Here is a 16,894-nt window from a genome sequence, read left to right as displayed (position 1 = left end):
GTGCGGTAGGCTCTAGAGGCCCAGCGCCGACAGGTCCGGTGTGCGCTTGTGGAAGTCGGTCGCGTCCTGCAGCGCCTTGCCGATCCTGAGCACCGTGCCCTCGGCGTAGGGCTTGCCGAGGAGCTGGATGCCGACCGGCAGGCCCTCGGAGAAGCCGCTCGGGAGAGACAGGCCGCAAAGGCCGAGATAGTTGCCGGGGCGCGTCATCAGGGAGATCGCGGGCGAGGTCTCGTCGACCTCGGTGACCGGAATCGCTCCCGAGGCGAGCGCCGGCGTGAGCAGGGCGTCGTAGGGTGCCATCCAGGCGTTGAACGCCGCGCGGCGTTCGCCCATACGGCGCAGTTCTTCGGCATAGAGGGCCAACGGGAAGGACTTCACCGCCATTGCGCGGCCACGCACGCCCGCGCCGATCGGCTGGTTCATGTCCTCGATCCAGCCGCGATGCAGGGACCACAGTTCCGAGGCCGAGATCGAGCCCGCGCCGACGCCGAGATTGAAATACCACTCGGGAATCTTCACCGGCTCGACGTTGGCGCCGAGCTCCTCCAGCTTCTTCGCAGAGGCCTGCCAGGCTTCGATCACGTCGGCGTGGCACTCGGGCAGAGCGGAGGCATCGGGCAAGGCGATGCGCATGCCCTTGATGGAACCGCCTTTTGTCGCCGCGGCAAAATCCTCGAGCGGCTGGCCCAAGGTCGTGGGATCCCGCGGATCGGGGCCTGCAAGGGCGTTGAGCATCAGCGCGCAATCCTCGACCGAGCGCGCCATCGGGCCGATCGAATCGAGCGTCCAGGACAGCAGCATCGTGCCATGCAGGCCGATGCGGCCGAACGTGACCTTGAGGCCGACCAGCCCGTTGAAGGCGCAGGGGATGCGCACCGAGCCGCCGGTGTCGCTGCCGATGCCGGCGGGCGTCAGGCGGGCGGCGACGGCGACGCCGGTGCCGCTCGACGAGCCGCCGGGCGTGCGATGGGTCTCGAGGTCCCAGGGATTCCACGGGGTGCCCATCAGCGGATTGGTGCCCCAGCCGCCGAACGCGAACTCGACCATGTGCAGCTTGCCGAGCGGGATCATCCCGGCCGCGGTCAGGCGCTCCACCGTGTTCGAGGTCTCGGTGGCGATGCGCTTCTCCCACATCTTGGAGCCGCCGGTGCCGATCCGGCCCGCGATGTCGCAGAGATCCTTGTAGGCGACGGGCAGCCCGTGCAGCGGCGGCAAGGGAAAGCCCGAGGCGCGCGCGGCGTCGGCGCCGTCGGCGATCGCGCGGGCTTCCTTCGCATAGACTTCGGTGAAGGCGTGCAGCTTGCCGTCGGCTTGCTCGATGCGCGCCAGCAACGTGTCGACGATCTCCCGAGAGGAGAAGCGCTTTGCGGCAAGACCGGACGCGAGTTCGGTCAGGGTGAGTTCATGCAGAGACATCAGTAGGTAGCCCGTCCACCAGAGAGATCGAAGACCGCACCCGTCGCGAAGGTGCAATGGGAAGAGGCGAGCCAGGCGACCATCTCGGCCACTTCCTCGACCTCGCCGAAGCGATTCATCGGAATCTTGGACAGCATGTAGTTGATGTGTTGCTCGGTCATCTGGCTGAACAGTTCCGTCTTCACCACCGCCGGCGCGACGCAGTTCACCAGCACACCGGTCGTAGCAAGTTCCTTGCCGAGCGACTTGGTGAGTCCGATGACGGCCGCCTTCGAGGCGGAATAGGCCGAGGCATTTGGATTGCCCTCCTTGCCGGCCACGGAGGCGATGTTGACGACACGGCCCCAGCCGCGCTGCACCATGCCGTCGACCACCGCACGGTTGCAGAGGAAGACGCCCGTCAGGTTGATGTCGATCACCTGCCGCCAAGCTTCGACGGGATATTTGGCGACGGTCATGTTGGGGCCGGTGATGCCCGCACTGGCGATCAGGATGTCGGGCGGTGCGAGCAACTTCTCGGTTTCGGCCAGTGCCCGGGCGACGTCCGCCTCGCTGGTCACGTCGACGGCGATGGCAACGGCGCCTTTCAGGGAAGCGGCGGACTGCTTCGCGCGCTCGGGATCGCGGTCCCACAAGGCGACCCGTCCGCCGCCCTGGGTGATCTTCGCGGCGCAGGCGAGGCCTATGCCCCGTGCCCCGCCGGTCACGATCGCGGTCCGGCCCTTGAACGCTTCGGCCTCCATGGCTTCCCTCCCAAATCCTTGAATTATCTTGCGATTCCCAGCATATCGGCGCGCCGGGGCATCCGCTACACTGAGCACTTCAATGCCTCGAGATTTCGCGGGAGTTTCATGCCTTCGCCCATTCCGGCGTCCATCGACGCCACCGTCGAGCTGCTGAAGGGCGGCGACTACATCGCCGACCGCAGCCTCGCCACGGTTCTCTATCTCGCCCTCAAGCTGGGCCGTCCGCTGTTCTGCGAAGGCGAGGCGGGCGTCGGCAAGACCGAGATCGCCAAGGTCCTGTCCGAGACCCTGAAGCGGCCGCTGATCCGTCTGCAATGCTACGAGGGACTAGACGTGGCGTCAGCGGTGTACGAGTGGAACTACGCGCGCCAGATGATCGAGATCCGCCTCGCCGAGGCCCAGGGCGTGCACAATCGCGGCGAACTCGCGGCCGACATCTTCGACGAGAAGTTCCTGATCCGCCGCCCGCTGCTCGAGGCACTGCAACCGCATGTCGATGGCGCGCCGATCCTGCTGATCGACGAGCTGGACCGCACTGACGAGCCGTTCGAAGCCTACCTGCTCGAAGTCCTGTCGGATTTCCAGGTGACGATCCCCGAACTCGGCACGGTGAAGGCGGCCGAGCGGCCGATCGTCATCATCACCTCCAACCGCACGCGCGAGATCCACGACGCGCTGAAGCGGCGGTGCTTCTATCACTGGGTCGACTATCCCGATCTCAAGCGCGAACTAGAGATCCTGAAGGTCAAGGCGCCGGGAGCCAGCGAGCGCCTGTCGCGCCAGGTCGTCGGTTTCGTGCAGGAACTGCGCAAGCTCGACCTGTTCAAGGCCCCGGGCGTCGCCGAATCGATTGACTGGTCGACGGCGCTGTCGGAACTCGACGTGCTCGATCTCGACCCACGGACGATCAACGACACGCTGGGCGTGCTGCTCAAATATCAGGACGACATCCAGCGCCTGCAGGGCTCGGAAGCGGCGGAAATCCTGCGCAAGGTGAAGTCCGATATCGCCGCCCAGCCGCTGGGCTGAGCCTTCGATGGACACACTGCCCGATCCGCCGGCCGGGCTTCCGGGGCGCGAGCCGCCCGGCGGCAAGCTCGCCAGCAACATCGTGCATTTCGCGCGGACATTGCGCACGGCCGGGCTGCGCGTCGGGCCGGGGCAGATCCTGCGCGCGATCGAGGCGGTGGAGGCGGCCGGGCTGCGCAATCGCGACGACTTCTACTGGACGCTCCATTCGGTTTTCGTGAACCGTCGCGACCAGCGCGAGATCTTCGACCAGGCGTTCCACGTCTATTGGCGGAACCCTCGCCTGCTCGAGAAGATGATGGACATGCTGCTGCCGCAGATCGGCGTGCCGGCCGAGCAGGACAAGGGCAAGCAGCTCAGCCGGCGTCTGCAGGAAGCGCTGCAGCCCGGGCAGGGCGAGGCGCCGCCCGAACAGTCCGAGGAACCGCCGGAAGTCGAGGTCGAGGCAACCTTCACCGTGTCGGACCGCGAGGTCCTGCAGACGCGCGACTTCGAGCAGATGTCTCAGACGGAGATCGACGAAGCGCTGCGGGCGATCTCCCGGCTCCGCCTGCCGGTGCCGGAACGGCGCACGCGTCGCTACCAGGCGGCGCGGCGCGGGCCACGCATCGACTTCCGGGCCTCGCTGCGCCGGGCGATGCGGCCGGAGGGGCTGACGGAACTGGCCCGGCGCGAACCGCGCCGCCGGCCGCCGCCGCTGGTCATCCTGTGCGATATCTCCGGATCGATGGCCCGCTACACGCGGATGTTCCTGCATTTCATGCATGCGATCACCAACGACCGCGACCGGGTCTACTGCTTCACCTTCGGCACGCGCCTGTCGAACGTGACGCGCGCCCTGCGCAACCGTGACGTCGACGTTGCTCTGCAGAAGGCGTCCTCGCAGGTCGAGGACTGGTCGGGCGGCACGCGCATCGGCCAGGCGCTGCACGAGTTCAACAACAAGTGGTCGCGCCGCGTTCTGGGGCAGGGCGCGGTCGTTCTCCTCATCACCGACGGGCTCGATCGTGAGGGCGCGAGCGGTTTGGATGAGGAAATGGAACGCTTGCATAAGTCCTGCTCACGCATGATCTGGCTCAACCCGCTCTTGCGGTACGGTGGCTACGAGCCCAAATCTCAGGGCAACAAGGCTATGCTGCCGCATGTCGACGAATTCAGGCCCGTCCACAATCTGGAGAGCCTGTCCGGCCTGATCGCGGCGCTGGGTTCCCGGACCGTCGGCGCCGACAAGCGCCTGTCCGGGTGGCAGACCGACCTTCGCAAGGAGTAGACCATGAGCGATGCGCTGGAAGTTCTCGATCAGGTCGGCAAGTGGAAGGCCGACGGCAAGGGCGTCGCCGTCGCCACCGTGATCGTCACCTGGGGATCCTCGCCGCGCCCCGTGGGCAGCCAGCTCGGCGTCGACGACGCCGGCAACATGGTGGGCTCGGTCTCCGGTGGCTGCATCGAAGGCGCGGTCGTCAAGGAGGCGCTCGACGCCATCAAGGACGGCAAGCCGCGGCTGCTCGATTTCGGCGTCACCGACGAGCAGGCCTGGGATGTGGGTCTCGCCTGCGGCGGCAAGGTCCAAGTCTTCGTCGAGAAGGTGAACTGATCCGATGAAAGCCGAAACCCTCGCCGCTCTCCAGGACGCACGCACCAAGCGGCGGGCCGTGACGCTCGCCACCCGCCTCAGCGATGCCGCCGAGGCGCTGGTCTATCGCGACGACGCCCGGGGCGAACTGGCCGGAAACGCTGAGATACTGGCGGCGGCCCGCCGCGCCATGGACACCGGCAAGAGCGAGACCGTCGATTTCGCCGGCGCGAAGGTATTCCTGAACGTCTACGTCCCGCCGCCGCGGCTGGTGATCGTCGGCGCCGTCCACATCGCGCAGTCGCTGGCGCCGATGGCCGCCATGCTTGAGTTCGACGTCACGGTCGTCGATCCGCGCGGCGCCTGGGCCACGACGCAGCGCTTCCCCGGCGTGAAGGTCATCCAGGACTGGGCCGACGAGGCCTTCCAGGCGATGGGCCTCGACGTGTCGACCGCGGTCGTCACCCTGACGCACGATCCCAAGCTCGACGATCCGGCGCTCGAGGCGGCGCTAAAGTCCGACGTCTTCTACATCGGCGCGCTGGGCAGCCGGCGCACCCACGCCAAGCGCAAGGAGCGCCTTGCCGAGGTCGGCGTCACCGAGGAGATGTTCGCCCGCGTCCACGGGCCGGTCGGCCTCAACATCGGCGCCAAGTCGCCGGCCGAGATCGCCGTATCGATCCTTGGCCAGATCATCGAGGTGCGCGCGCGCCGCCTCGAAGCGCTCTCGGCGCCGAAGGTCGCGGCAGCGTGAGATTCGGCGAGACACCGGTCGACGAGGCCGCCGGCGCCATCCTGGCGCACAGCCGCCGTGCCGACGGGATCAACTTCGCCAAGGGTCGCATCCTCTCCGACGAGGATATCGCGCGCCTCAAGCAAGCCGGTGTCTCGACGGTTGTGGCCGCGCGTCTCGATGCAGACGACATGCACGAGGACGAGGCGGCTGCGACGGTCGCGCGGGCGCTGGCGGGCGAGGGGATCGACGTCACCGCGGCCTTCACCGGCCGCTGCAACCATTTCGCCCGCGAGGCCGGGCTCGCCGTGCTCGACCAGGAGCGTATCGACGCGCTGAACGAGCTGGACGAATCGGTTACCGTGGCGACGCTGCCGCCGTTTGCGCGGGTCCAGCCGCGCCAGATGGTGGCGACGGTCAAGATCATTCCCTATGGCGCACCTCGCCCCGCCGTGGCGCGCGCCGTAGACGTCGCCAAGACCGCCAACCGCCCGGTGATCTCTGTGGCGCCCTTCCAGGCGATGCGCGCCGGCCTCGTCCAGACACGGTTGCCGGGCACGCGCGACAAGGTCCTCGACAAGGCCGTGAACACGACGACCAAGCGGCTCAGCTCGCTCGGCAGCACCCTAAACGGCGAGCGCCGCGTCGCTCACGATGCAAGAGCCATCGCAGAGGCGCTGGCGGAGCTGAAGTCCGAGGGTTGCGACCTGTTCCTCATTGCCGGCGCCTCGGCGATCGTCGATCGCCACGACGTGGTGCCGGCCGGGATCGAAGCGGCGGGCGGCAAGGTCATCCATTTCGGCATGCCGGTCGACCCCGGCAATCTGCTGCTCACCGCCGAACTGGACGGCAAGCCGGTGCTGGGCCTGCCGGGCTGTGCCAAGTCACCCAAATACAACGGCTTCGACATGGTGCTGGAGCGGCTCGCCGCGCGCCTGCCGGTCGGCCGCGCGGAGATCGTGCGCATGGGATCGGGCGGTTTGCTGGCGGAAATTCCCAGCCGTCCGCAGCCGAGGGACGAGACCGAGACGGAAGAGGCGGGTGCGCAGCAGGCACCTCGCGTCGCCGTGCTGGTGCTGGCCGCCGGTCGCTCGACACGCATGGGTGGCCCGAACAAGCTTCTGGCTGAGGTGGGCGGCGCGCCACTCGTGGTGCATGCGGTGAAGGCCGCACTCGCCTCGCAGGCGGTCGAGGTCGTCGTCGTGCTGGGTCACATGGCCGGCGAGATCCGACCCGCGATCGAGAAGGCGATTCCACCGAAGTCGCGCGTGCGTTTCGTCACCAATCCCGATTTCGCCGAGGGGCTGAGCACGTCGGTGCGCACCGGCATTGCGGCACTCGGATCGAATGTCGATGCCGCCATCGTCCAGCTGGGCGACATGCCCGGAGTGGGCGCGCCGCTGCTCGATCGGCTGATGGCCGCCTTCAGCCCTGTCGAGGGCCGCTCGATCTGCGTGCCGACCGTCGGCGGCAAGCGCGGCAATCCCGTCCTGTGGGCGCGCCGTTTCTTCGCCGAGATGGGCAGCCTCTCGGGAGACAGCGGCGCCAAGCACCTGATCGGCGAGCATGCCGATCTCGTCTGCGAGGTTGAAATGACGGGCGAGGCCGCGATCACCGACATCGACACGCCCGAGGCGCTGGCGGCGTGGCGGGCGAGGGCACCGGCGTGAGTATTCTGGCATGAGCTTCGACGTCGCCGCCGTCCGCGGCCAGTTCCCGATCCTGTCCGAGATTATCGACGGACTGCCGGTCCACTATCTCGACAACGGCGCTTCGGCGCAGACGCCGCTCGCCGTCATGGATGCGGTGCGCCACTACGAGACGACCAGCCGGGCCAACGTGCTGCGCGGTGTCCATCGCCTGGCCGAGCGGGCGACCGAGGCCTATGAGAACGCCCGCGCCCGGGTCGCGTCGTTCCTCGGCGTCCCGACCATGGAAGTGGTCTTCACCGGCGGCTGCACGGCGGCCATCAATCTAGTCGCCTTCTCCTACGGCTCTCTGCTGAAGCCCGGCGACCGCATCCTGCTGTCGGAGATCGAGCACCATTCCAACATCGTGCCCTGGCAATTGCTGCGGTCGCGGTCGGGCATCGAACTCGAGATGCTGCCGGTCACGACGGACGGTCGCATCGATCTCTCGGCCCTGCCGCGTTTTCTGACGCCGAAGACCAAGCTCGTGTCGCTGGCCCACGTCTCGAACGTCACCGGCGCGCTGCTCGACGTGCGGGCCGTCGTCGAGGCGGCCAAATCCGTCGGCGCCAAGGTCATGATCGATGGCGCCCAGCGCGCGCCGCACGGCCCGCTCGACCTGCCGTCGCTGGGCATCGATTTCTATGCCTTCGCCGGCCACAAGGCCTATGGGCCGAACGGCATCGGCGTCCTGTGGGGCCGGCCGGAGCTTATGGAGGCGATGCCACCCTTCATGGGCGGCGGCTCGATGATTGGTCGCGTGACCTTGGCCGAGACAACCTGGGCGCCGTCGCCGCGCCGCTTCGAGGCGGGGACGCCGGCGATCGGTCCGGCGATCGGCCTCGGCGCCGCGTGCGCCTGGATGCAGGCCCTCGACTGGGCGGGCGCGCACGACCACGAGATGGCGCTCGTGCAGCGCCTGATGGACGGCCTGCAGAAGATCGAAGGCACACGGCTCTTCGGCCCGGCCAGTTTGCAGAACCGCTACCCTGTCGTGTCGTTCATGCTGGACGGCGTCCATCCGCACGACGTGGCGCAGACGCTCGATTCGTTCGGCGTCGCCGTGCGCGCCGGCCATCACTGCGCGCAGCCGCTGATGGACCGGTTCGACCTCGACGGCACGACGCGCGTCTCGATGGCGCCGTACAACGACAACAGCGACATCGACGCGCTGCTGGCCGGCGTCGCCCACGCCGCGAAGACGCTGCGATGAGCGACCAGCTCTACCAGGAGCGCATCGTCGCTCTGGCCAAGGCCAAGACCGGTGCCGGCAAGCTCGAGAATCCGACAAGGACCGTGCGCCGCGACAATCCTCTGTGCGGCGATCGCGTGATCCTCGACATACGGCTGGACGGGCAGGGGCGCATTGCGGAGCTCGGCCATCAGGTGCGTGGCTGCCTCCTCTGCCAGGCCTCGGCCTCCGCGCTCTCCGCCGTCGCCGTCGGCCGCGACGCGGCGGGTGTCGCAGAGCTGCGCCATGATGCCGAGCGTGCGCTGGGCCGCGAACCCGGCGACACACACGAGCCGTTCGACGCATTCGCGCCCGTGGCGAGCCACAAGTCGCGGCAGGAGTGCGTGCTTCTGCCGTTGGAGGCTCTCAAGGATGCGCTTTCGTAGCGAGAAGCCGCGCCCGTAGTTTCGTCTCGCCGCTGCCGCGCTTGCGTCACAGTCGCTGTGCACGCTGCGCGGGCAACGGCCGGGAGAGACCATGCGCCTTTTGATGAACGTCGTGGCCCTGCTGGGCCTTGTCGCGTTTCCATCCTTCGCCTTCGCTCAGAACCTCGCGCTGAAGCGCGTGATGCTGTCGTCGGGCGGCCTCGGCTACTTCGAATACGAGGCGAGTGTCGACGGGGACGCGACCTTGACGCTAACCGTGTCGCTCGACCAGGTCGACGACGTGCTGAAGAGCCTCGTCGTCTATGACGACAGGGGCGGGGTGGGTGGCCTCAGCCTGCCGGGGCGTGAGCCGCTTGCCCAGGCGTTCAAGGACCTGCCGTTCGATCAGAATTCGCTGGGCTCACCCGCCGAGCTTCTGCAGACCCTGAAGGGCGCGCAGGTCACCGTGGGCGGCAGCCGCTCGATCTCCGGCCGCATCGTGTCGGTCGAGGAGGACAGCGTTGCGTTGCCCGACAACAAGGGCATGGTGAAGCGCACGCGGGTCACGCTCTATACTGACCGCGGCCTGCAGCAGTTCATCCTGGAAGATGCCGAAAACCTTCAATTTGCCGACGCGGCTCTTCGCGACAAGGTCGGACAGGCACTGATCGCCATCCAGGGTAACCGCGCCCGGGACGCACGCACCATCGATCTGACGATGCGCGGGCAGGGTAAGCGCACCGTGCGCGTGGCCTACATCGTCGAGGCGCCAGTGTGGAAGGCTTCCTACCGCCTAACCCTCGGCGCCGACCCGGCAGCCGCCCGCTCAGGCCTGCAGGGCTGGGCCGTCGTCGAGAATCTGAGCGGCCAGGACTGGAAGGATGTCGAACTGACGCTCGTGTCTGGCCGGCCGGTGGCGTTCCACCAGGCGCTCTACAATGCCTACTACGTGACGCGGCCCGAGGTGCCGGTCGAGATCGCCGGGCGCCTGATGCCGGGCGTCGACCGCGGTGGCGTCACAGCCGATCAGCGCGCCAAGTCCTTGCCGCCGATGCCGGCGCCGGCGCCCAGTCGCGCGCAGCAGGAGCGGTTCGGCGCTTCGCCCCAGATCGCAATGGCGCCGCCACCGCCACCACCCGCGCCGATGGCTGCGGCCGCCGAACAGTTCGAGGCGAGCGATGCCGCCACACAGGTGATCTTCAGGTTCCCGCGCGCCGTCAGCGTCGAGAACGGCCGAACCCTGTCGATTCCGATCGTCGACCGGCAGGTGCCGGCGCAGCGGCTCGCGCTCTATCAGACCGACACCGCCGCGCGCAATCCGCTGGCGGCGATCCGCCTGACTAACGACGGCGACACCGGATTGCCGCCGGGCATCATCACACTCTACGAACGCGACAAGGGCGGCTACGTCTCCTATGTCGGCGATGCACGCCTGTCGGCTTTTCCCGTCGGCGAGACGCGCTTGCTGGCCTATGCGCTGGACGAGAAGATCGTCATCGAACGCGACGTCGCGCAGACCGACCGGGTGACCTCGGGCACCATCGCCAACGGCGCACTGCGGCTTTCGCGGGTCGTGCGGCAGACGATGGTCTATCGCGTGCGCGGCCCGGCTCGGGAGCCGCGCCAGCTCGTCATCGTCCAGCGACGCCTGCCGGGGTGGACCTTGACCAAGCCCGAGTCGAAGGACGTTGAACTGAGCGAGGGCAACTATCGCATTCCGTTCCAGCTCCCCGGAGGCGACCAGACGCAGACCTTCGAGGTCGTTCAGGAGCAGACGCAGCAGCAGGAGATCCGCCTGGTCGAAAGCGCCGCCGAACAGATCCGGGTCTATGCCCAGGCCCGCGAGTTCGACGCGAAGACGCGGGAGGCACTGACCAAAGTGCTGCAGCTCCAGCAGGCGGCCGCAGAGGCCCAACGCAAGGTGGCGCAGGTCGATGCCGAACGCCAGGCGATCGTGCAGGAGCAAGCACGCCTGCGCGAGAACCTGGCGCGCGTGCCAGCCAACAGCGATCTCCAGCGCCGCTACCTTGCGACGCTCGACAAGCAGGAGACCGACCTCGAGGCCCTCGCCAACCGCCGCACGGAGGCCGAAAAGACAGCCGAAGCGGCGCGCGAGGCGCTGCGGACTTATGTGAATCAGCTGGGCTGATCACCCCGCCCTCAGCGTCCTGACCGCGTCGTCGCGGCGGAAGAGGTAAAGGAGAGCGCGTAGCGCTTGGCCGCGCTCGGTCTGCAGGTCGGGGTCGCGATCGATGATGAGCCGTGCATCGTCGCGGGCGGCTTCCAGCAGCTCGTTGTGGACAGCGAGATCGGCCAGCCGCATCTCGGGCAGGCCGCTCTGGCGGGTGCCCAGAAGCTCGCCGGCGCCGCGCAGCTTCAGATCTTCCTCGGCGATGCGGAACCCGTCCTCGGTCTCGCGCATGATCGCCAACCGCGATTTGGCGGTCTCACCGAGCGGCATCGCGTAGAGCAGCAGGCAGGTCGACTTGGCGCTGCCGCGTCCTACGCGACCGCGCAACTGGTGGAGCTGCGCCAGGCCAAAGCGCTCGGCATGCTCGATCACCATGACCGTCGCGGCCGGCACATCGACGCCGACCTCGATCACCGTCGTCGCCACGAGGATCAACAGGCGCCCGTCGGCAAAGGCGGCCATCGTGGCCTCGCGCTCTGCACTCTTGAGGCGGCCGTGCAATAGCCCGACCTTGCCGGGAAAGCGGTCGCTCAGGATCCGGAACCGCTCGGTGACGTTGGCGAGGTCGATCTCCTCGGATTCCTCGATCAGCGGACAGACCCAGTAGACGCGTGCGCCCATCGCGATCTGGCGGCCAATGCCCTGGGCAACCTCGCCGATGCGCTCGAGCGGGATGGTACGCGTGTCTATCGGCTGCCGGCCCTTCGGTTTCTCCGTGAGCTTCGAAACATCGAGGTCGCCATAGGCAGCCAGCATCAAGGTGCGCGGGATCGGCGTTGCCGTCATGACAAGGAGATCGACGGCATGTCCCTTGGACGACAGGGCCATGCGCTGATGCACGCCGAACCTGTGCTGTTCGTCGACCACCGCGAGCGCGAGGTCGGCGAATTCGACATCCTCCTGCACCAGCGCATGGGTGCCGACGACGAGCTGGATCGTGCCGTCAGCCAGGCCCTGCAAAGTCTGCTTCTTTTGGCGCTGACCGTCGCGGCCGGTCAACAGCGCAACCTTCACGCCGGCGGCTTCGGCGAGCGGGGCGATGGTCGCGAAATGCTGGCGGGCCAGCAGCTCGGTCGGCGCCATCATCGCCGCCTGCGCGCCGGCCTCGACGCAGATCAGCATGGCGAGCAGCGCCACCAGCGTCTTGCCGCTGCCGACATCGCCCTGCAGCAGGCGGACCATGCGTTCCTCTTTGCCAAGATCGTCGGCGATCTCGGCGATGGCCTGTGTCTGGCTGGCGGTCAGCTCGAAGCCCAGCGAGGCAAGGGCGGCCTTGCGCAGGCGGCCGTCGCCCTTCGTCGAATGCCCCGCGAGTGTGCGGTTGTGATGGCGCACCAGCGCAATGGCGAGCTGGCTGGCGAGAAGCTCGTCGAAGGCGAGGCGGGCGCGGGCAGAGTGCGCGGGCGACAGATCGCCCAGCTCCTCCGGCGCATGCGCGCGGGCAATGGCGGTCTTCCAGTCGCTCCAGCCCTGTTTCTTGTGGAAGGCCGCGTCCTGCCATTCGGTGAGGTTGGGCGCTCGCTCGACGGCGGCGGTGATGGCCTTCTGCACCGGCTTCTGCGTCAGGCCGGCGGTCAGGCCATAGACCGGCTCGACGCGCAGGATTGAGTCCCGCTCCTCGAGCGGCACGACATGGTCGGGATGCGTCATCTGCACCTCGCCCTGGTAGATCTCGACCTTGCCGCTCACCACGCGCGTCTCGCCGGGCGGCAGCAGCTTCTTGAGATAGTCCTCCCGGCCGTTGAAGTAGGTGAGGCAGAGCCGGCCGGTCTCGTCGCTGCACCAGACCTTGTAGGGCTGGCGCGGACTGTGCGGGACGATGTGCTCGTCGACGATCACGGTCAGCGTCGCGACCTCGCCGCCGCGCGCCTGGGCGACGTCTGGTGCATTCCGACGGTCGATCACGCCCAGAGGCAGGTGCCACAGCAAGTCGACGACCAGCGGGCCTGCAAGTTTCTCCACGAGCGTGCCCAGCCGCGGACCGATTCCGGGCAGGGAGGTGACCTGGGCGAAGAGGGGCGTGAGGGCTTGCGGACGCATGGTTGGCTTGATCAGGGGCTGCGTGACTTCGCCATCGCCGCCGCCTATATGCTACGCCCCTTTTTGTTCCGGTACTGGGGAAAACATGGCCGGGAAAACATGAGCGCCGACACGGATCTGGAAACGCGCCGGAAGCGTTTGCTGTACCGCAGCACCTATCGCGGCAACAAGGAGAACGACATCCTCCTTGGCCAGTTCGCGCGCGCCCATCTCGGTGAATTCGGTGCCGCCGAGCTCGACCAGTATGAGCGCCTGCTCGCCGTCGGCGACAATGACATCTACGACTGGGTCTCCGGCAAGGTCGAAGTCCCGGCCGACCAGGATTCGCCCGTGGTTCGCAAGCTGCTGGCGTTTCGCGTGAGGTTCTAGTGGCTCTGCCGTTCGCCAGCTCTTTGGCCGCGATTCCCCGCAAGGCCGCAAAGTGGACCATTGCCGGCCTTCCCGAGGGCGCCGACGCGCTGATCCTCGCCGAGCTGGCGCGCGCGACGGGTGGTGGGGACATCCTGCACGTGGCGCGCGACGGGCAGCGGCTGGAGCGCCTGCAGGACGGTCTGCGCTTTTTCAGCCCCGACCGCGAGGTGCTGGTCTTCCCGGCCTGGGACTGCCTGCCTTACGACCGCATGTCGCCGCATCCCGACATTGTGGCCGAGCGGCTGGAGACGCTGAGCCGGCTGGCGGCCCCCAAGGCCCCCGGGGCACCGGCGCGGATCATCCTGGCGTCCGTGGGCGCCGCCCTGCAGCGCGTGCCGCCGCGCAAGCTCTATGCCGAGGCGGCGACGATCCTGCGCAAGGGCCAGACGGTCGACGTCGACTGGCTCACGAAATTCCTGGGCGAGAACGGCTATGGCCGCGCCGAGACGGTGATGGAGCCGGGCGAGTTCGCCGTGCGTGGCGGCCTGTTCGATCTATTCCCGCCAGGCACCAAGGAGCCGCTGCGCCTCGACCTGTTCGGCGACACGCTGGAGTCCATCCGCTCCTTCGATCCGATGAGCCAGCGGTCGACCGGCAATCGCGACGAGGTCGTGCTTCTGCCGGTCAGCGAAGTCCTGCTGACGCCCGAGAGCATCGAGCGTTTCCGCGGCGGCTATCGCGAGCTGTTCGGCAATGTCTCGGGCGAGGACCTGCTCTACGAATCCGTCTCGGCAGGGCAGCGCCATGTCGGTGTCGAGCACTGGCTGCCGCTATTCCACGACCACATGGAAACGCTGCTCGACTATTGCCCCGGCGCGATCGTCACGGCCGACCATGAGGCCAGGGAAGCCTTTGCCGCACGCTACGAGCTGATCGCCGATTACTACGACGCGCGCCAGAAGACCGGCGCCAAGGGCGGCATGACCGGCGGCGTAGACTACAAGCCCATTCCGCCGGAGCGGCTCTATATGAAGCCGTCGGAGTGGGAGCGGCTGCTGGACGGCCGCACAGCCGTGCAATTCTCGACCTTCGATTCGGCGCCTGGCGCTGTGAACACGATCGATCTTGGTGGCCGCCGCCACGAGGGCTTCGCGCAGGCGCGCACGGCGCAGGGCGTGAACCTGTTCGACAAGGTGGCCGAGCATGTAAAGGTGGCCAACGCCGCCGGCCGCCGTATCGTCGTCGCGGGCTACACCGACGGCTCGACGACCCGCCTGCAGCATCTCCTGCAGGAGCATGGCGCCACCACACCGGCGCTCGCGGCCGACTATGCGATGGTGCAGGCACTCCCAGCCGGCGTGCTGGCCATCGCGATCTGGCCGCTGGAGCACGGCTTCGTCCTCGACGGACTGGAAGTGATCGGCGAGGAGGACATTCTCGGCGACCGCCTGTCGCGGCCGGCGAAGAAACGGCGCCCGTCGGAGCGCTTCATTGCCGAGGCGTCGGCGCTGAGCGACGGCGATCTCGTGGTGCATCGCGAGCATGGCGTCGGGCGCTACGAGGGGCTCGTGACGCTCGAGATCCATCACGCACGCCACGACTGCCTGCGGCTGACCTATGAAGGCGGCGACAAGCTCTTCGTCCCGGTCGAGAACATCGATGTGTTGAGCCGCTACGGTGCCGGCGAGGAGGGCGCCGTGCTCGACCGCCTGGGCGGCGTCGCCTGGCAGTCGCGCAAGGCCAAGCTCAAGCAGCGTATCGCCGACATGGCCGACCGCCTGATCCAGATCGCCGCCGAGCGCGCGGTCCGGCGCGGCGAGACGCTCAGCCCGCCCGAGGGCCTGTACGAGGAGTTCTGCGCGCGCTTCCCCTATGCCGAGACCGACGACCAGCTGCAGGCGATCTCCGAAGTCATGGACGATCTGTCCTCTGGCAAGCCGATGGACCGGCTGGTCTGCGGCGATGTCGGCTTCGGCAAGACCGAAGTCGCCCTGCGCGCGGCCTTCGTCGCCGCGATGTCGGGCAAGCAGGTGGCGGTGATCGGCCCGACCACCCTGCTGGCCCGCCAGCATCACCGCACCTTCGTCGAACGCTTCCAGGGCATGCCGCTCAACATCGGCCGCCTGTCACGCCTCGTGCCGCCCAAGGAAGCCAAGGCCACCAAGGAAGGGCTGAAGGACGGCACGATCAACATCGTCTGCGGCACGCATGCGCTGCTGGCCAAGGGCATCGAGTTCAAGGATCTGGGCCTGCTGATCGTCGACGAGGAGCAGCATTTCGGGGTCGCCCACAAGGAGCGGCTGAAGGAGCTGCGCGCCGACGTCCACGTGCTGACGCTGACTGCGACGCCGATTCCGCGCACCCTGCAGCTCGCGCTGACCGGGGTGCGGGACATGAGCCTGATCGCCACGCCACCGGTCGATCGGCTGGCCGTGCGCACCTTCATCACGCCGTTCGACGGCGTCACCATCCGCGAGGCGTTGCTGCGCGAGCAGTACCGCGGCGGCCAGACCTTCTATGTCTGCCCCAGGGTCGAGGACCTGGCATCGGTCGCGGCGGAAATCCGCGAGCTGGTACCGGAGATCCGGCTCGGCATGGCGCACGGCAAGCTCGCGCCGACCACGATCGAGAACACGATGCAGGATTTCGTCGAGGGCAAGTTCGACGTGCTGCTCTCGACCAACATCGTGGAAAGCGGCCTCGATATCCGCAACGCCAACACGATGATCATCCATCGCGCCGACATGTTCGGCCTGGCCCAGCTGTACCAGCTGCGTGGCCGGGTCGGTCGCGGCAAGACGCGCGCCTACGCCTATCTCACCGTGCCGCCGGGCCGGGCGCTGAACGAGGCGGCGGCCAAGCGGCTGGAAGTCATGCAGACGCTCGACACGCTGGGCGCGGGCTTCCAACTCGCCAGCCATGACCTCGACATTCGCGGCGCTGGCAACCTGCTGGGCGACGAACAGTCGGGCCACATCCGCGAAGTTGGAATCGAGCTCTACCAGCAGCTCCTCGAGGAAGCCGTGGCGGCGGCGCGCGGCCGCTCGCAGGAGGCAGAAAGGTCGGAATGGTCGCCGCAGATCAATCTCGGTATTCCGGTGCTGATCCCCGAGGAATACGTGCCCGATCTCGCGCTTCGCATGGGCCTCTACCGCCGGCTGGGCGGGCTCACGAGCCAGGCCGAGATCGATTCCTTCGCGGCCGAGCTGGTCGACCGGTTCGGCCGCATGCCTGTCGAGGCCGAGTTCCTGCTGAACACCGTGGCGCTGAAGCTGCTGTGCCGTGCCGCCCAGGTCGAGAAGATCGATGCCGGCGAAAAGGCCGTCGTCTTCAGCTTCCACGACAACAAGTTCGAGCGGCCTGATCGCCTGATAGGCTGGATCCAGAAGAACGCGCCGCTGGTGAAGCTCAGGCCCGACCACCGCGTCATCGTGCAGCGGGTCTGGAAGGACGAGCGCCAGCGACTTTCCGGCGTGACGTCGATCGTTTCTTCCTTGGCGAAGCTCGCCGCTTAGGCGGTGGCGGTCCGTC

Annotated in this window: 13 protein-coding genes; 10 read left to right on the top strand and 3 right to left on the bottom strand. The window is 67.8% G+C overall.

Annotated elements, in window-relative coordinates; all coding sequences use genetic code 11:
* Nucleotides 1–12 precede the first annotated feature (12 nt).
* Nucleotides 13–1,416, bottom strand: a complete 1,404-nt coding sequence (locus EPO41_RS20840) for an amidase (RefSeq protein WP_296329102.1) — start codon at nucleotides 1,414–1,416, stop codon at nucleotides 13–15.
* The gene (locus tag EPO41_RS20835; protein ID WP_296329096.1) at nucleotides 1,416–2,159 is read right to left on the bottom strand and encodes an SDR family NAD(P)-dependent oxidoreductase; all 744 of its coding nucleotides are present in this window, start codon (nucleotides 2,157–2,159) and stop codon (nucleotides 1,416–1,418) included. Before EPO41_RS20835 ends, EPO41_RS20840 begins: the two co-directional genes overlap by 1 nt.
* Nucleotides 2,160–2,267: 108 nt before the next feature.
* Here EPO41_RS20835 and EPO41_RS20830 point away from each other — a divergent pair, with 108 nt between their 5' ends.
* The 8 genes from EPO41_RS20830 (at nucleotide 2,268) to EPO41_RS20795 (ending at nucleotide 10,930) form a co-directional block, all read left to right on the top strand.
* On the top strand, nucleotides 2,268–3,191 hold the full coding sequence (locus EPO41_RS20830) for a MoxR family ATPase (protein WP_295139266.1): 924 nt from the start codon (nucleotides 2,268–2,270) through the stop codon (nucleotides 3,189–3,191).
* A 7-nt stretch (nucleotides 3,192–3,198) separates the two neighbouring features.
* Nucleotides 3,199–4,461 carry a VWA domain-containing protein gene (locus EPO41_RS20825; protein WP_296329094.1) on the top strand — a complete coding sequence of 421 codons (1,263 nt, stop codon included), beginning with the start codon at nucleotides 3,199–3,201 and terminating at the stop codon, nucleotides 4,459–4,461.
* A gap of 3 nt (nucleotides 4,462–4,464) precedes the next feature.
* On the top strand, nucleotides 4,465–4,785 hold the full coding sequence (locus EPO41_RS20820) for an XdhC family protein (RefSeq protein ID WP_230548836.1): 321 nt from the start codon (nucleotides 4,465–4,467) through the stop codon (nucleotides 4,783–4,785).
* Nucleotides 4,786–4,789: 4 nt separating this feature from the next.
* Nucleotides 4,790–5,518 (top strand): XdhC family protein, encoded by a 729-nt coding sequence (locus EPO41_RS20815; RefSeq protein ID WP_296329087.1) that lies wholly within the window; start codon nucleotides 4,790–4,792, stop codon nucleotides 5,516–5,518.
* Nucleotides 5,515–7,167: a molybdopterin-binding/glycosyltransferase family 2 protein gene (locus EPO41_RS20810; RefSeq protein ID WP_296329084.1), complete on the top strand. Its 1,653-nt coding sequence runs from the start codon at nucleotides 5,515–5,517 to the stop codon at nucleotides 7,165–7,167. Before EPO41_RS20815 ends, EPO41_RS20810 begins: the two co-directional genes overlap by 4 nt.
* Before the next feature lie 10 nt (nucleotides 7,168–7,177).
* Complete coding sequence (locus tag EPO41_RS20805; protein WP_296329081.1) at nucleotides 7,178–8,398, top strand: SufS family cysteine desulfurase; 1,221 nt, start codon at nucleotides 7,178–7,180, stop codon at nucleotides 8,396–8,398.
* Nucleotides 8,395–8,802 (top strand): iron-sulfur cluster assembly scaffold protein, encoded by a 408-nt coding sequence (locus EPO41_RS20800; RefSeq protein WP_296329078.1) that lies wholly within the window; start codon nucleotides 8,395–8,397, stop codon nucleotides 8,800–8,802. The genes EPO41_RS20805 and EPO41_RS20800 overlap by 4 nt, the downstream gene beginning before the upstream one ends.
* Before the next feature lie 91 nt (nucleotides 8,803–8,893).
* Nucleotides 8,894–10,930 carry a DUF4139 domain-containing protein gene (locus EPO41_RS20795; protein WP_296329075.1) on the top strand — a complete coding sequence of 679 codons (2,037 nt, stop codon included), beginning with the start codon at nucleotides 8,894–8,896 and terminating at the stop codon, nucleotides 10,928–10,930.
* Here EPO41_RS20795 and recG read toward each other — a convergent pair whose 3' ends face one another.
* Nucleotides 10,931–13,012 carry an ATP-dependent DNA helicase RecG gene (gene recG / locus EPO41_RS20790; protein ID WP_296329073.1) on the bottom strand — a complete coding sequence of 694 codons (2,082 nt, stop codon included), beginning with the start codon at nucleotides 13,010–13,012 and terminating at the stop codon, nucleotides 10,931–10,933. It lies immediately after the preceding gene.
* Here recG and EPO41_RS20785 point away from each other — a divergent pair.
* Both EPO41_RS20785 and mfd read left to right on the top strand, forming a co-directional pair.
* The gene (locus EPO41_RS20785; RefSeq protein ID WP_296329070.1) at nucleotides 13,001–13,381 is read left to right on the top strand and encodes a succinate dehydrogenase assembly factor 2; all 381 of its coding nucleotides are present in this window, start codon (nucleotides 13,001–13,003) and stop codon (nucleotides 13,379–13,381) included. The two genes, recG and EPO41_RS20785, sit on opposite strands and share 12 nt — an antisense overlap.
* Nucleotides 13,381–16,878, top strand: a complete 3,498-nt coding sequence (gene mfd / locus EPO41_RS20780; protein ID WP_296329067.1) for a transcription-repair coupling factor — start codon at nucleotides 13,381–13,383, stop codon at nucleotides 16,876–16,878. Before EPO41_RS20785 ends, mfd begins: the two co-directional genes overlap by 1 nt.
* Nucleotides 16,879–16,894: the final 16 nt, after the last annotated feature.

This window comes from Reyranella sp. (assembly GCF_004297265.1).
GTDB lineage: Bacteria > Pseudomonadota > Alphaproteobacteria > Reyranellales > Reyranellaceae > Reyranella.
Note: the sequence above shows the minus strand (reverse complement) of the source record. Positions and strands in the feature narration are given on the sequence as shown.

Excerpts from the sequence above, each read along its gene's own strand:
- EPO41_RS20840 (WP_296329102.1), bottom strand. The coding sequence starts at position 1,416 with ATGTCTCTGCATGAACTCACCCTGACCGAACTCGCGTCCGGTCTTGCC.
- EPO41_RS20835 (WP_296329096.1), bottom strand. The coding sequence starts at position 2,159 with ATGGAGGCCGAAGCGTTCAAGGGCCGGACCGCGATCGTGACCGGCGGG.
- EPO41_RS20830 (WP_295139266.1), top strand. The coding sequence starts at position 2,268 with ATGCCTTCGCCCATTCCGGCGTCCATCGACGCCACCGTCGAGCTGCTG.
- EPO41_RS20825 (WP_296329094.1), top strand. The coding sequence starts at position 3,199 with ATGGACACACTGCCCGATCCGCCGGCCGGGCTTCCGGGGCGCGAGCCG.
- EPO41_RS20820 (WP_230548836.1), top strand. The coding sequence starts at position 4,465 with ATGAGCGATGCGCTGGAAGTTCTCGATCAGGTCGGCAAGTGGAAGGCC.
- EPO41_RS20815 (WP_296329087.1), top strand. The coding sequence starts at position 4,790 with ATGAAAGCCGAAACCCTCGCCGCTCTCCAGGACGCACGCACCAAGCGG.
- EPO41_RS20805 (WP_296329081.1), top strand. The coding sequence starts at position 7,178 with ATGAGCTTCGACGTCGCCGCCGTCCGCGGCCAGTTCCCGATCCTGTCC.
- EPO41_RS20800 (WP_296329078.1), top strand. The coding sequence starts at position 8,395 with ATGAGCGACCAGCTCTACCAGGAGCGCATCGTCGCTCTGGCCAAGGCC.
- EPO41_RS20795 (WP_296329075.1), top strand. The coding sequence starts at position 8,894 with ATGCGCCTTTTGATGAACGTCGTGGCCCTGCTGGGCCTTGTCGCGTTT.
- recG (WP_296329073.1), bottom strand. The coding sequence starts at position 13,012 with ATGCGTCCGCAAGCCCTCACGCCCCTCTTCGCCCAGGTCACCTCCCTG.